At 67.8% G+C, this 14,610-nt stretch carries 8 protein-coding genes; 4 read left to right on the forward strand and 4 right to left on the reverse strand.

Annotation, left to right across the window (positions count from 1 at the left end; genetic code table 11):
• Positions 1–8: 8 nt before the first annotated feature.
• On the forward strand, positions 9–4,685 hold the full coding sequence (locus tag AB0L70_RS35875) for a DUF4157 domain-containing protein (protein ID WP_363691283.1): 4,677 nt from the start codon (positions 9–11) through the stop codon (positions 4,683–4,685).
• 68 nt (positions 4,686–4,753) lie between these two features.
• Here the strand turns inward: AB0L70_RS35875 and AB0L70_RS35880 are convergent, their stop codons facing one another.
• Positions 4,754–5,755 (reverse strand): hypothetical protein, encoded by a 1,002-nt coding sequence (locus AB0L70_RS35880; RefSeq protein WP_363691284.1) that lies wholly within the window; start codon positions 5,753–5,755, stop codon positions 4,754–4,756.
• Positions 5,756–5,992: 237 nt separating this feature from the next.
• Between AB0L70_RS35880 and AB0L70_RS35885 the strand changes: the two genes are divergently transcribed.
• Positions 5,993–6,421 carry a GNAT family N-acetyltransferase gene (locus AB0L70_RS35885; protein WP_363691285.1) on the forward strand — a complete coding sequence of 143 codons (429 nt, stop codon included), beginning with the start codon at positions 5,993–5,995 and terminating at the stop codon, positions 6,419–6,421.
• A gap of 515 nt (positions 6,422–6,936) precedes the next feature.
• Here AB0L70_RS35885 and AB0L70_RS35890 read toward each other — a convergent pair.
• Together AB0L70_RS35890 and AB0L70_RS35895 are read right to left on the reverse strand one after the other, a co-directional pair.
• Positions 6,937–10,140, reverse strand: coding sequence for an FtsK/SpoIIIE domain-containing protein (locus AB0L70_RS35890; RefSeq protein ID WP_363691286.1), 3,204 nt, complete (start codon positions 10,138–10,140; stop codon positions 6,937–6,939).
• A 114-nt stretch (positions 10,141–10,254) separates the two neighbouring features.
• Complete coding sequence (locus AB0L70_RS35895) at positions 10,255–11,262, reverse strand: hypothetical protein (RefSeq protein ID WP_363691287.1); 1,008 nt, start codon at positions 11,260–11,262, stop codon at positions 10,255–10,257.
• Positions 11,263–11,586: 324 nt separating this feature from the next.
• Between AB0L70_RS35895 and AB0L70_RS35900 the strand changes: the two genes are divergently transcribed.
• Both AB0L70_RS35900 and AB0L70_RS35905 read left to right on the forward strand, forming a co-directional pair.
• Entirely contained in the window at positions 11,587–11,967 is a 381-nt protein-coding gene (locus AB0L70_RS35900) for an Lsr2 family protein (RefSeq protein ID WP_363691288.1), read from the forward strand.
• Positions 11,967–12,569: a helix-turn-helix domain-containing protein gene (locus tag AB0L70_RS35905; protein ID WP_363691289.1), complete on the forward strand. Its 603-nt coding sequence runs from the start codon at positions 11,967–11,969 to the stop codon at positions 12,567–12,569. Before AB0L70_RS35900 ends, AB0L70_RS35905 begins: the two co-directional genes overlap by 1 nt.
• A 950-nt stretch (positions 12,570–13,519) precedes the next feature.
• On the opposite strand, the gene AB0L70_RS35910 is transcribed toward AB0L70_RS35905, so the two are convergent.
• Positions 13,520–14,077 (reverse strand): hypothetical protein, encoded by a 558-nt coding sequence (locus AB0L70_RS35910; RefSeq protein WP_363691290.1) that lies wholly within the window; start codon positions 14,075–14,077, stop codon positions 13,520–13,522.
• Between the last annotated feature and the right edge of the window lie 533 nt (positions 14,078–14,610).

Below are 14,610 nucleotides of genomic sequence, written 5' to 3' on the forward strand. Positions count from 1 at the left end.
TCGCAGGCATGCACGCCGGCCGGGCGGTGCGCGCCGATTCCGAACCGGAATCGGCCGCCCGCCGCCGCCCGGCGCGAGGCTCCGGTGCAGGTGCGGGGCCGACGAAGCCCGGCGGGTTGCGGGTTCTCGGCGCCGGGCAGGCGGTTCCGGCCGCATTGCGGACGAGTGCCGAATCCGCCTACGGGGCGAGCCTGAGCGGCGTCACCCTGCACACCGGGCCGGCCGCCGACGCCTTCGTCCGCAGCCAGGGTGCCCGCGCCACCACCGAGGGCAACCGGGTCGCGCTGGCCAGCGGCTACCGGCCCGGAACGGTCGAAGGCGACGCCGTTCTCGCGCACGAGCTGGCACACGTCGTGCAACAGGGAGCGCCGGCCGGGCTCAGCTCCGGCACGCCCTCCGCAGCGGGGCACGGCGGGCACGAGCACGAGGCCGACCATGCCGCGGCAGCGGTCCTCGCGCGGACCGGGCGCCACGACAGCGCCTTTCGGGCCCGCGGTGCCGACCCGGCGGCGATCGCGGCCGCGCCCGCGCCACGGCTGAGCCGAGGGCTGGGCCTACGGCTGCAGCGCTGCGGCGACGACCCGATCTACGCCACCAGCCAGACCGGGCCCGCGCCCACGACGAACGCGCCGGTCTACGCCGGCGCCAAGGGCGAGAGCTTCTACGACACGCTGGGGATGTTCGACTACCGCGACGGGGCGTTCCGGGCGACGATCGACGGCGACGGCGACCAGTCCGCCGAGCTCGAGCTGGCGATGCGTGGCAGCAAGCCGGACAGCACCGTCTGGCAGTACCCGCAGCAGCTAGACGTCACCGCCAGCCGAGTGGGCAACACCCCCGGAGCGGCCGCCTCGGCGACCGGGGCGCAGACGAAATCCTTCGACATCAGCGGGAAGTCGGCCGAGCGGAACATCCGGCCCAAGCTGAAGCAGCGGACCGACGGTCGCAGCCCGACTCGGATCGAGGCCGCCGGCGGGTTGTACGTGCCGTTCGCCACGATGCTGATCCACCCGCCGTCCCCCGACGGAGCCCAGGCCGACTACCGGACCGTCGTCGAACGGGTCAAGGACTACGGCGAGGACAAGACCCGCACCGAGCAGACGTTCTCGTTCTCGCGCGACCCGAACGACATCTTCCCGGTGTTCCTGCCGGGCAAGCCGCAGCAGGCGGGCTCGATCTGGGCCATCGACGTCACCATGGGCCGGTTCGGTGACCTCTACCGGTTCACCTTCTACAAGCCCGATCCGACGGCGAACCGGGTCCGGGTGGGGATCAGCCCGATGTCCGGCGGGGCAGCCGTCGGCACCGAGTCCCTCGACGTAGAAGCATCGGGAACGCTCGGGGTCGCCGTCGTCCGCGCCCGGGGACCACTGCTCGAACTGGACCTCAACGGTGACGGCCGCACCGACATCCGGGTATACGAACGGATGGCGCCCCTGGCCGACTACGACAGGAGCAGCTTCAGGCAAGACCCCGCGCAGTTCCGCGAGCTGCGCCTGACGGTGACGGACTCAAGTGGGAACCGTGAGTTCGGCGCCGGATCCCGACGGGAGGTGCGCAAGGGCGAGTACGACCGGGAGACGGTGAATCTCACCGACGAGATGGACGTCGTCTCGGCCGCGGCCACCCCCGAGGGCCTGGTCGAGGCGGCCAAGGTGCCCGACCTGGTGACCGACCTGGCGCGTACCCAGACGACGTTGAAGCAGCTGCGGCAGACCGCCGTCGAGAAGGCCGGCTTCACCGCCGCCGTCTCCCAGGCGTACGACCGGCTGGTCGAGGCCTGGCTGGCCATGGCCGGGGCAGCAGGCGCGGCTGACCGCCTCGACGCGCGGAAGAAGGCGAAGGAGGCGGCCACCGCCTTCCACACGCTCTGGCTGGCCGAGACGGCGTCCGCAACCGTCCACAAGCACCACGGCGGCAAGGAACCCTACGACACCACCTCGAACGTCTACACCGGCTACTCCGACACCGACGGTTTCGTCACCGGCAGCGTGGTCACCCAGGACATCATCGACGCGGTCGGCGCGAGCGACCTCAGGCGCTCCGGCACTCTGATGGCCAATCTGGGCATGCGGGTCGCCAACTGGGTGGCATTGAAGCTGCGGTCGAAGGGCCTCGCAGCCGAGGCCGACCAGGTGCAGGGCCTGGTAGCGCTCACCCCGATGCTGGAGAAGCTTGCCGACAAGCCGCAACTCAAGCGGGTCACGGCCGTGTTCCATTCGGCGCCGGAGTACGTGAAGACAGGCACTCCGGGCAACCTGCCGCTGCGGCTCTACTACTGGCAGAAGGACTCCACCTGGTACCTGCAGGACCTGACCCACCCGACGAACGAGGACAGCATCGGGATCGTCGAGGCGCCGGTGGCCGCGGGCCAGACCGAGCCGCCCAAGGAGCTGTTCGACAAGCTCAACGACGAGAAGCGCTACCCCAAGGGCTGGATCCAGTACGTGCTGCCCGGCCCGGCCGGCCGGGCCGGGGTGGTCGCGACCGCCGGGGACAACGGCTGGACGATCGAGAAGGTCGCCACCTGGATCAGCTTGGGCCTCGCCGGTGCCGCCCTGCTCGCCGGGGTGGTGCTGTCTGGAGGCGCAGCGGCGGTGGCGATCCCGCTGCTGTGGACGGCGTCCGCCGCCGCCGGTGCGGTGTCCGCCGTGGCCGAGATGGTGCACGAGAGCGACCAGGGGCGGCTCACCGGCGGAAAGATCGTGATGGGCATGGCTCAGCTGATCGGCAGCATCGCCGGTGGCGCGGTAACCGGCGCGAGGGCGATCGGCGCGGCCCGGATGGTGATGGCCACCAGGGCGATCGCGGCCGGCGAGGCCGTCCTCGCCGCGGGCGAGGCGGCACCCACCGCGGCCAAGCTGGTGCCGCTGTCGGTGGGGACGCTGCGGGTGCTGACCATGACTCTGGTCGCAGGCGACAGCGTGCAGATCGTGATGGCCACCGGCCAGACGATCAAGTCGCTGGAAGGCATCGCCAAATCGTCGATGTCGGACGGCGACAAGCTCAAGGCATACGCGCTGGCGATCGGGCAGTTCGGCGTGATGGCCGGGCTGACCTACGCCGGCGTTCGGGGCAACCTGCACGAGCTGAACACCGCCCTGAGCAAGCCGGGTGCCCGGATCATCCAGGCCGGCGACGAAGTGCTGGTGCCGGGTCGGGCCAGCGCGGGGGACTACGCCGCCGAGCTGGAGAAGCACCTCAGCCCGGAGGCGAAGGCCACGCTCGCGCCGGACCGGGTGCGGATCGTCAGCCCGGAGGAGGCCGGATCGTCGATCGGCCTGACCCGGATCGAGGCGGCCGGCGACAAGGTGCGGGTGGTTGTGGTGGACGGCATCCACCCCTCCAGCATGCGCGAGGAGGCGATCCACCTCGAACAGCTCGCACTGGGCAAGCGCAGCGCCGCCGACATCAAGAAGATGAGCGCCGGCAACCCAGCGCTCGAGGCGGAACTGCTGCGAACCCGCAAGGCCACAAACGACCTGGTGGACATCAACAGCCGGTGGGCCACGGCCACTCCGCTGGAACGGGTCCGCGCGCACGAGGCCCGGCTCGAACTAGAGATCGACGGCCAGCGCCGGATCCTCCAGGAGTACCACGCCAAGCTCCAGGCGGGTGAGCCGGTCGACCCGGTGCTCGTGGACAACGCCTTTCAGAACCTGGACAACCTGCAGATCCGCGAGGCCGAGATGGTCGGCGTGCGGGCACACGTGTCGAAGGGCAGGGGCAAGCCGGGGGAGATCGACCCGCAGTTCGAACTGCCACCCTCGCTCTTCGCCAAGAAGACGGTGCCCACCACGCAGATCCCGCCGTCGTGGTACACCCTGACCTTCGAGGAGTTCCTCCGGGCCTACCAGAACCGGTACCCCGTATCGAGTTTGGACAAGGCCGACCTCAAGCTGCGGTACGACATGGGCAAGCGGCTCAACCCGGACACCGGCCGCCTGGTCGACATCAACCGCGAACAGATTGACGTCCCGGCCAAGTACAAGCCCGGCGAGGAGAAGATCCCCTTGGAAGGGCCGAACAAGGTCAAGCTTGACCCGGCCGACGAGGCGACCACGAAGTCGCTGCTGGCCAAGCGTGACGCCGCCCGGAACGCCCGGGACACCGCCGAAGCGAAGATCCCGCCCGACAAGCCGGCGGCCAAGGCCGCGCTGTACGACATGATCCAGGCCAGCCGGGAACTGGGCGAGCATGCGGCGTCGGTCTATGTCCGCCGCACCTACCCAGGTCCGCCCGCGCCGGTGAAGATCTACCCCAAGCCGGGCGCGCCGTCCCGCTCCGGGGACTTCGACCAGGTCTGGAAGGCCACCGGGAAGGACGGCAAGGAGGTCTGGCTGGTCAACGAGGCCAAGGGCGGTTCGAGCGATCTCAGCTCGCGCCGGGTCGACGAGGGCGGGACCGGGCCGCGCGCCGAGCAGGGCAGCACGCTGTACTACGACGACATCCTGCGCAACATGCGGAAGTCCGGGGGTGAGCTGCGCGACGCGGCCGACCTGCTGGAGAAGGCCGCGAAGGACGGCAAGACCATACGGTACCTGCACGCGTCGGCGCCGATCGAGTCGACCGCCGCGAGCGCGGGCGGCACGCTGACCTCGTCGCTGCCGGAGATCAGCGTCAAGGAGTTCGACGTCAGTTTCGGCTCCGCCGCCGCTCCCACCACCGGCACCGTAACCCCCTAGATCGCCATTCCAGGCCGCGCGAGGATGTCACGCGCAGCGCGTGCGTACCGCCGGACGGATGGGCGGCGTCAGCGGTCCTGGCGGGTCTGGCAGGACCAGCAGCGCAGCGCCTGCGGGTGCACCAGGACGGCGCAGTTCGGGCACGGCTCGCGGCGGGCCGAAAGCCACTGCGACAGAGGTACTTCCAGCGGCGCGTCGGCAGTCAGATCGGTATCACACCAGGCGCACTCGGGCTGGGCCGGATCGAAGGGTTCGGCGCACGCCGGGCAGGCGAGGATGCTGCCGCCTTCGCGCGCGACGACGGCCGGGGGGATCACCGCGTGGCCGGTCACGGCAGCGCCGGTGAGCAGTTCACCCAGCACCGCGAGCCCGCTCAGTGGGACGGACAGTAGGTTCTCGGGTGCCGCGTCGTCCCGGGCGGCCCAGTACCGGACGAAGCGGTTCGCGCCGTCCTGCAACGGCGGATCGATGGGCCGGTCACCGGCCAGTGCTTCGAGGACGGCTGCCTGCGGAACGACCAGATCCAGCGCGGCGTTGGCCTGGTCGCCGGGCAGTCGTTCAGGGTCGGTGCGTTCCAGGGCGGCCACCAGATGTGAGCCGATGTCGCCATCCCCAGCCCAGACCGTGGCGACGGCGGCGGCGATCTCCGCCTGACCCGGCCATCCTCCGGGCGTGAAGGCGTCGAACCGCACGCGGGAGAGGCGGACGGCGCTGGCGGCATCCTGGGCGGCGGTGGCGGCTAGCAGCGTCTCAGCCCAGAGCCCGGCGTGAAAACCGTCTGCAGGGAGGCCGACGGGGACCGAGGCCAGCGTGCCGCGGAAGGGCACACCTGCGACCTCTCCCCGCACAGATTGCAACAAGGCGACGCCCAGTTGTCCGGCATCCCGTAAGGCGCTGGAGATCCGGCCGTCGTCGCCGTCCGCGCCGGCCGCCCAGCGCGCGGCATCAAGCGCATCAAGGGTGGCCGTGCGGACGATGCGTGCGTCGGGCCGGGCGCCGCCGAAGGCATCGCCGACCCTTGCCAGGTAGTAGTCGCGTTCACTCGCCGCGTGTTCATGGTCGACCGCCATCACACCTCCTCACGCATGCTCCACTCCCACCCTAGCGATTGTGCGCTGGGGATGGTCAGCGAGCATCCAGTGCTTGCCCGGCTGTCAGGGTGGTGAGGTGGCCTTCGAGGTGGGGCGTGCTCGAGACGCAGGACCACGCGACGGCGGTCGCTGACCTCGCCGCGCTCCTGCTCGACGCTGTGGCGGACGGTGTCAGTGCAGGTTCCTGGCCGACCTGACGCTCGGGGAGGCGGTCGAGTGGTGGCGCACGCGCTGGCCGACCCGGGGCACGTCACCTGGGTGGCCCGGGACGACGACGGCCGGATAGTCGGCGTCGTCCAGTTGCGACCGGCGCAGGAGGCGACCGGCCGGCATCGGGCGGACGTGAACAAGGTGCTAGTGCACACTCAGGTGCGCGAACGCGGCCTTGGTCAGCGGCTGATGGCGTCGCTGGAGCGGGCGGCGGCCGAGCGCGGCCGGTGGCTCCTCATACTCGAAACGCAGACCGGCAGTCCCGCCGAACACTGGTACGAGCGGCGGGGTCGGTCACGGATCGGAGTGTTGGCCGACCACGCGGCAGCCCCGACCGCACGCTCACACCCACCACATTCTTTCACCAAGGCGTTGCCCCACGAGGCCGACCCGGCGGCCATCCCGTCGGCGCACACTGATCCCACGTCCTCGTGAAGACACTACGGCCAAGCAACACCCCCGACCTCGCAGAAGACGATGTGGCGTGACCCTATCGATTCTAGGCTCGGCGTTTCGTGCGACCAGGAGACAGGAGGTCGTCGTGGATAGGTGATCTGCTGTTGACAAGCTCGTCGTCGCCTGCCGGTGGGAGTCCGGTCCGGGTAGCTTTCAGGAAGCTCGGTAGCAGGCTGGCGGCGTCGGAGGGAAACGTCCGGCGTCGAAGCCCAGCGTCGAGAGCCCTTCAAGGGGGGAGCGACTGAGTGGTCCGTAGCATCAAGCGAAGCCTGCGGCGTCGTTACAGGTCTGCCCGTGAGGGTGGGCGCAGGGAGTGCCGAGCCCCCGAAATCAGGGTGAAGGCCATGGAAGCGGTGGAGAGCCTGGTGTGCAGCCGCGAGGGACTCCTCGGCGTATGGGGCGCGGAACGTTCAGAAGGTGATGGCGGGAACTGGTGAGGCCCTCCCCGGCCCGGCGACCTGCGAAGAGTCGTCGTAGGAGCGACTTCGTGCGCCTCACCGAGGCCGGGCGACCTGGATGCGTTGCCATTGGCCGGCGGCAACCAGCAGGGCGCGGCCAGGCGGCGCGCCAGCCGGGAGGCCGACGGGGAGCTGGATGCCGAAGATCTCGGCATCATCGTACTTCTCCGGGGCGAGCACGATGCCGGACCGGGACTTCTTCAGAGCGGCCACTGGCCCCCGGTACATGGTGCCCAGGTCACCCGTCGTACCGGCAGCGAGGATCAGATTGCCAGTGTCCCGCATCGTCGCTACTCGCGCCTCGACAAGCTCGGCCATCGGGGTGTCCTGCCCGAGCAGTTCGACGTCGTCGACGAGAATCGCGTACGGCGCCTTCAGACCGTCCAGGACCGCGGTCACTTCGTTGCTATCGGCATCGGCTCCGAAGACGCCGGCTACACCGTCGATACCGAGCAGGTCACGCAACGGGCTCCGCCTCGGCATGATGACAGCAAGCTGCCAACCGCGGGAGAGCAACGAGTCTGCCATTGTGAGCAATGTCGTACTGCGGCCGGACCGTGGTGGGCCGACCACGACGATCCCTGGACCGTGCTCGAACGCGTCGAAGGATCGCAGGCCGAGCGAGTCGCCGCCGACACCGACGAGAACCTCGGTGGGCCGCAGCGATTCGGGGCCGAGGGCGACGGCTGCGGCTGCGTCGATCGAGGCGAGCAAGGCATCCACCCGGAACGGCCGCCGGCTGAACGGAAGCTCGGTCACCGGCGTGGCCAGGGCCGCGATCTCGTGCAGTGCGGCGACTTGCGCCGTGCCGTCGGCGTCCTCGGTGAGCAGGGCCACCTGTGTTTCGCGGAGTCCGCGTGAGCGGAATCCGCGACCCGGTGGGAAGTGCTGGGGCACGTCCTTGGCCGGGAGACCCATCACCATGAAGTCCGACGGATCGGTCATCCGGAGCATCAGCCGGTCCTCCAGCAGCGCGGAGATCCGGCCGATCATCGCGGTCCGGTCGGCGGTCAGGATCACCTTCACACCGACCCCGGAGCCCTCTTGCAGGATGTGAAACCACGCCTCGACCAGCCGACCTCCATCGGTGGATTCGAACGCGGCGTAGAAGCCTTCCCATCGGTCCAGGAGGACGACGAGGTAGGGCAATCGATCGTCGGGTGCGCTGCGGCGACGCTGCTCGGCGATGTCCGCGAAGCCGCTCGTCGCGAGCTGTCGCTGTCGCTGCCCGATCTCCGCTCGCAACCGCGAGGTGAGCCGGGTCAGCCGATCGAGCTGATCACGGGCTACGACCGCGCCGGTGTGCGGCAGGCTGACGAGTGGCAGCAACGCATTGTTGCCACAGTCAACGCCGTACAGGTGGACGTCGCTCGGATGGGTCAGCTGGCCGATCGAGCCGGCGATGGCCCGGAGGACCGCCGACCGACCACTGCGCTGGGCGCCGATGATCGCGAGTGGTCCGGAGGAGTCGAGGTCGTACGTCGCCACCGCGCGAGCCTGCTCGTGCGGGAGGTCGGCGAGGCCGAACGGGATCGGTGGCAGGTCGTCGCCGGTCCGGTCGACCTCCAACTCGTCGAGTGTGACCCGGTCCGGCAGCGGTGGAAGCCACGGGCTCGGAGGCGTCGTCGCCCCGGTCAGGCGCGCTGATTCCTGCAGGCTCTGCACCAGTAGCGCCAGGTCGGTGGGAGCTAGTGCGTCGTCCGCCTCTTCGGGGATGGAGGCAACGATGATCGGCCGGCCGAGTTCGTCCCAGCGCATCGGCCGGGCGGTAACGGACGCGGCGACGAGTGCGGGCGATCTGCCGCCGACGCGAGACGTCTGGAACGGCACGAGCGAGGAATGCCCGAGCCGGGCGTACGCCCGGCCGGGAGTCGACTTGGCGACGTATGCCGCCTCCGGTGCCTCGATCACGTCCGTGCTGTCGCCGGTGTCGGTGACGCGGAGGGCGATCCGCAGGTTGGTGTTGGCCTTGATGTCGTTGGTGACCACGCCTGCGGGCCGCTGCGTCGCGAGAAGAAGGTGGACGCCGAGGGAGCGGCCGCGGCGGGCGATGTCGACGATGCCGGCGACGAAGTCGGGGAGCTCGGCGATCATCGCGGCGAACTCGTCGATCACGATCAGCAGCCGGGGCATCGGCTCGTCGCCGGGATTCATCCGCTCGAGGTACTCCTCGATGTCCTTGGCGTCCGCCTCCTTCGACTGACGTTCGCGCCGATGCAACTCGGCGGCCAGTGAGGCCAAGGCCCGGGTGGTCAGGTGGCCGTCCAGGTCGGTCACCATTCCGACGGTGTGGGGCTGGTGGTTGCAGTCCTTGAAGGCCGCGCCGCCCTTGTAGTCGACCAGTACGAACGTCATCTCGTCCGGGCGGTTGCCGATCGCAAGGGAAGCGATGATCGTCTGCAACAGCTCGGACTTACCGGCACCCGTCGTACCGGCGATGAGGCCGTGCGGGCCGTCCCGGACGATGTCAATGCTGAAGTTGCCATCGGCCCCTTCACCGATCAGGGCCCGGGTCGTCCGGCCGCGGGCGCTCCAGGCTCGGGCGAGTTGTTCGGGCTGCGGCGGATCCAAACCCAATACCGAGAGCAGTCGGCTAGTGGCGGGTACGGCCGTCGCTTCGTCGTTGCGGGAGACATCGCGGATCGGTGACAGGGATCTGGACAGTCGATCCAGCCACCGTTCGGTGACGAGGTCGGCCCGGATGCCGTCCACGGTCGTCGTCCCGGTCCGGCGAAGCCGCCACCACGGACCGGATGGCGTCACCACGGCCAGCGCCTCGTCGGGGAATTGACGTTCATCGGCGTCCATGCAAACGAAACGCACGCCGACGGAGGGGCCGTCCCGGAGCAGTCCGACGACCCCTGGAAGCAGGCGCAGCCTGCGGGCTCCGTCCATGATCACGACGATCTGCTCGGTGAACATGGCCGGGGGTGCCATCGGGTTGTCCACGGACTTGCGGCGGGCCTCCACGAGCGCGGCGAGCTCGGTGATGCGGCGCATTGTGGTCTCGTCATCGTTGCCCAGCCAGTTCAGGTAGCTGTCGTCCTCGGTTCCGCGCGTGTGCGGGAGCCAGCGCATCCACTGCCACGCGTCGGCCGCATCAGGCGGACAGAGGACCATCAGGCGCAGCGTGCGCGGGCTGTGCAGCGTCGCCAGCTGGCCGGCGAGCCAGGCGCCCAGCCGCTGCGAGTCGCCGTTCGGCCCGGCAATTCCCAGGACGCCGACTGCTGCCAATGGCACGGTTGCCGGGACGTCGGGTGCGGTCCAGGTGCGGCTGCGCAGATGGGTCTCCTGGGTCGAGTCCTCGACGTGGACCTCGCTCGGCAGGTCCGCCGTACCGAGCCGAAGCTCGAGTCAGTCCGGATCTGTTGGTCGGCGTTCCCACAGGCGTGCGCGCGGGCCGGTTGCCAGGAGCAACAGACTGGCCGCGTCCGGCAGGTCGCGCCGCCGCGCGTTGCGTTCGATGGCCAATGCAGCGATCGCGTCGCCTTCGATCCGGAGCTTCCGCTCGCGGAACTCGGCCAGCTGCTGGCGGTACGAGGTCTTCCCTTCGCGCCGGCGCTGCAGGAACTGGCCAAGATACATCAGCGGCGAGAGCAGGCCGAACAGCAGGAGGGAGGGCTGTCGCATGAACAGTGCCAGTACCACCGATCCGACCAGCGGCAGCGCCATCATCACGAGCGGAAATCCTTGCCGGTGCGGCTTCTGCGGCTCGGCCGGCAGGGTGAACTCGGTCAGTCGCGGTGGCGCCAGCAGGCGTGGCGGCCGGTTGAAGTCGAGAGTGCCACCCACGGGGCTGGCGGACAGCGACGCGTCCGGCGGTTCGATGGTCGCGACTGCGAGGATGACCGGGCCAACCGTCAGTTGGGCGCCCGGCGGCCACGTCGTACCGGACCATCTGCTCGTGGAGTCCAGCGGCTTGCGGTTGAGTTCGAGCAGGGCTGGTCGCTTGCCGGACTCGAGAGTCTGGGTGGATTCCTTGGTGTCAATGACGATCGGTCCGGCCGAGGTGTCGACGGGCCGATCCATTCCAAGCGCGGAGTCCGGTACCTCGGACCTCAGGGTGACCTCGCCGACCGTCGACACGGTTATCGTGCCGATCACGTCCGGCAGGCCGGAGCCGCCGAGGCGGATAGCAGCTTCGGCTGCGGCTCCGATCGTGTACGTTCCGATCCCCATCCGATGCACCGCACCAGCTCCCGGACCGCTGACAACCCGCAGCTCCACGAGTCCGTGCGGCTCCGGCGGAAGGCATCCGCGGGAGTCACCGATGCTGACGATCGCCCCTTCCTTCAAAGGCGAATTGGCCAGCGTTAGTGTCGCGCCGACAACCTTCCCGTCGACGTAGATCACCGGATCCACCGGCAGCCCAGCAGACTCGTTACCGAGGCAGTCCCCGGTCCGGCGCTGATCCCGCTCACCGCTTGGATCAGCCGCGGGACGACGCTAGCGACCTTCGAGTCAGGTTCAGCGTCCACGATCACGTCGGCGCTCACACCCCGCACGGGATCCACAACCGTGAGCACAACTCGCATCGACTGTCACCCCGTCTGCCGCACCGACTGTCAGACAGAGACTACGACGTGTGAGGGTTCTGTTGCCTCGAACCCCACATCCGATGGCTGTTGTTACGACGGGGGCTCATTACCTGGGGCGTTCGTGTTGGTCCGGCATCGCGGCGCAGCGATGAACAATGCTGTGCCGTACCTGCACCGCTCCGACGAGAGGCAACCGATGGCTCAGAGAGTCGAGATCCAACTCACGGACGACATCGACGGTAGAGATCTGCCTGCAGGTAGGGGAGAGACCATCGTCTTTGCGCTCGACGGTAGCTCCTACGAGATCGACCTCGGTACGAAGAATGCCGCGGCGCTCCGCAAGGTCCTCGCGGTCTACATTCAAGTCGCTCGACCGATCAGGAATAGGCGAGGTGTGAAGGTCACCCGATCCAAGGTCGGTGCTGATGCTCGCACGGTCAAGGAGTGGGCTCGCGCCAACGGCTACGACGTCAGCGACCGCGGACGAGTCCCAACCGAAATCAGGGAAGCCTTCGACGCGGCGAACTAGTGGACACGCCCGCCGAGACTAACGACGACGAGTGGATCTCGGCCGCCGAGGCGGCTCGGATCCTTGGCGTTGGACGCCGTACAGTCTTCCGGATGCTCGACCGCGGCGAACTGCACCGCGACAAGCACTACCGCATGCTCCGCCGATCGGCAGTTGAGGCCGTGCGCGACGGAGGCGAGATAGTCTCATTGTCGGAGGCGGCCCGGATCCTCGCCCGGCCGCTCCACCACGTGCGAGTGTTAGTCGCGAATGGAGAGTTGAGTTCCGTTCCGAACCCGAAGTGGCCAGTGTTCCGGCAGGACGTCGAACGGTACGCGGGGGGGCATCCCGCCCCTGAAGACCGGACGCCGCCGGATCGGATCGGCCAGCTGGGCACTGCCGGTGCCGGCAGCGTTCTCAACGTCAGCATCGACCAGGTCAGACGACTCGCCAGAACGGGCCTGGTCCCAGCCGACCAGGACGCTAAAGGCCGGTACTGGTTCCGCCCAGACCATCTCGAGATGTATCAACGCTCGAGGGCCGCCGAAGAGACCGTGGAACACTTCGGTCCCTTACCTCCACCCGGGAGAGGTCCGAAGTGCCAGCGTCACGGCAGAGCGTAGGTCAGGCGACATCGGTGATCCGCCGCTCAGAGACAGCTCTGGAGATGATCCGATGAATCGCGACGCGAAGAAGAGCCCTGATGCTGCAATGCCCGGTCTGACTGTTCAACGTGAAGCCCCTACCGTGGCGTTACAGGCGCAGTTTGTTGAACCCTCGAGATCGACACTTCAACAAACTGCCTAGTAGTCCGGACCCCCATGAGCACCGCTGCCGGCATCGACGACGTCGTCGACATCGATGTGGCCTGGCCTCCAGGCTGGAGTGTCGCACTCCGTGACGGCACACCCGCCCTGATCGACGCAACAGGACAGATGGCCGCCCGGCCAGGCGACGAGATAGCCGTCGGTGGAGGCTTCGAAGCCACAACCGTAATCGGCTTCGTCTCATGCACGGGCCAAGAGCGGGTACTCGAGGCGTATAGGCTCGGGCGCACTTGAGCGTACTTGTCGAAGCTCGACGAGGATGTCCCTCGTCGTCCTCATGGCCCGACACTGCTCACGAACCAGAGTCAGTGATCACACTCCCCGATCGCCCGAAGGGGACGGGAATACCGCACACTTGAATGCACTGGTTGCCGGTCCACCGGTTCTGCCCGCGTCGCGACTCCAGCCTGAAGGTCCAGCAAGTGAAAGTCATCGTGCGGCCGCCATTCCACCGCTCACGGAACAGGAACGGCCATGACACTCGGCAGGCGACGCACTGAACCACGCGACCTACGGATCCCGGCCGGCCCGGTCGAGGTCGCCCTGGCGCGATCGGTCGATCAGATCCCCGGTGCACACATCTTGCCGGGCGGGTCGCGCTGCGAGGTTGAAGTGGGACGGCTACCTTCACTGAACTGTAGTCCGTATCCAAGCAGTTGCCCAAGTAGTCCTGGGCGCGGCGCCGGTGCTGAACTGGCAGAACATCAGCGAATCGAGCTGGTCGCCTTTGCTTGAGCCGGGAGGTGTCATTTTTCAAACTGAATATTGTTCAGACCTAGCCGTCCCGTAGCAAGGAGGTAAATCGATGCGGCGAGCAGGAACAAGCCCCAGGCGGCGGCAAATAGGCGCGCATAGGTCTCCAGTAGTTCGAGCATACGATTGGTGAATGCTTTCCACTTTCCCGTCGCCGCCACCCGCAGCTCTGGCATCGGGTTGCCTTGATCATCAAAAGCGCCGACGTAGTTAGCGATGTATTGATATGCATCCATGGTGCGAGGGCCTGCGAACAATGTTGCAACCATCGTCAGCATGGTTGTCAATGCAGCAGGTGAGGCCGGCCTTAGCGAACCGACGCGAGAGAGGTCTTGCCGGGTGTGTAGCGCCATTCCGCGCAGAATTGAAGCAATCGGGTGCAGTGGAGCTGACACCTCCAGGCGTCGTGCTGCTTTAACGAGAAGTCGAGAGATGCTGGTCAGCTGCGCACGCCGCTTCCCAAGCGGGTCGATGACAGAGGTCGAGTGAACTCTTTTCACTGGCCGAACCGTCGCGTCGTTGAAGCGATGAATAGCGCAGATCGACGCCATCGCAGGATTAGCGATATCGATGCTGGTCAGGAGTAGCCACCGGGTCGCCTAGCCGAGTGCAAGTCCGGCAAGCCACAGCGAATCGTAGATGTCCATCACAGTCCGGGAGTTCGTGGGCGTGGCTGGCTGAGGATTCCAGTTGGTCGATCCGCTGGCAACGGCCAGGCTCAGAACACCAATTATGGCTGAGGCGTTTACAGCGAATCGCAGTTGGTGATGACGATAGACGTTCCGAAGGAATTCAGTGCGTCGGGTCCAGCTCACCTCGCCGACCGGAAAAGATATTTGAGGCAAGGTGCTCCACGTTGATTTGCGGCCGGATGATGATGCGTACTGCATTGACCGTAGCAGTGACAATGTGCCTAGAAGCGCGCCGAGTATCCATGGCAGTAGAATGCTTCGGTTGCCCTCAGGTGGGGGGCCAATGACGTCTCTCACGATGATGAATGGCATCCACGCCACGAGTGTGGCCACGAATCCAGCAAAGGCTGATCCGAGTACGGCCCCAAGTAGCAGAAGACCCATGTCGCCGC

The organism is Kribbella sp. NPDC051952 (assembly GCF_040680855.1).
In the GTDB taxonomy this organism is placed as follows: Bacteria; Actinomycetota; Actinomycetes; order Propionibacteriales; family Kribbellaceae; genus Kribbella.

Coding starts and splice junctions, on each gene's coding strand:
- AB0L70_RS35875 (WP_363691283.1), top strand. CDS start 9: ATGCACGCCGGCCGGGCGGTGCGCGCCGATTCCGAACCGGAATCGGCC.
- AB0L70_RS35880 (WP_363691284.1), bottom strand. CDS start 5,755: ATGGCGGTCGACCATGAACACGCGGCGAGTGAACGCGACTACTACCTG.
- AB0L70_RS35900 (WP_363691288.1), top strand. CDS start 11,587: ATGAACAATGCTGTGCCGTACCTGCACCGCTCCGACGAGAGGCAACCG.
- AB0L70_RS35910 (WP_363691290.1), bottom strand. CDS start 14,077: ATGGCGTCGATCTGCGCTATTCATCGCTTCAACGACGCGACGGTTCGG.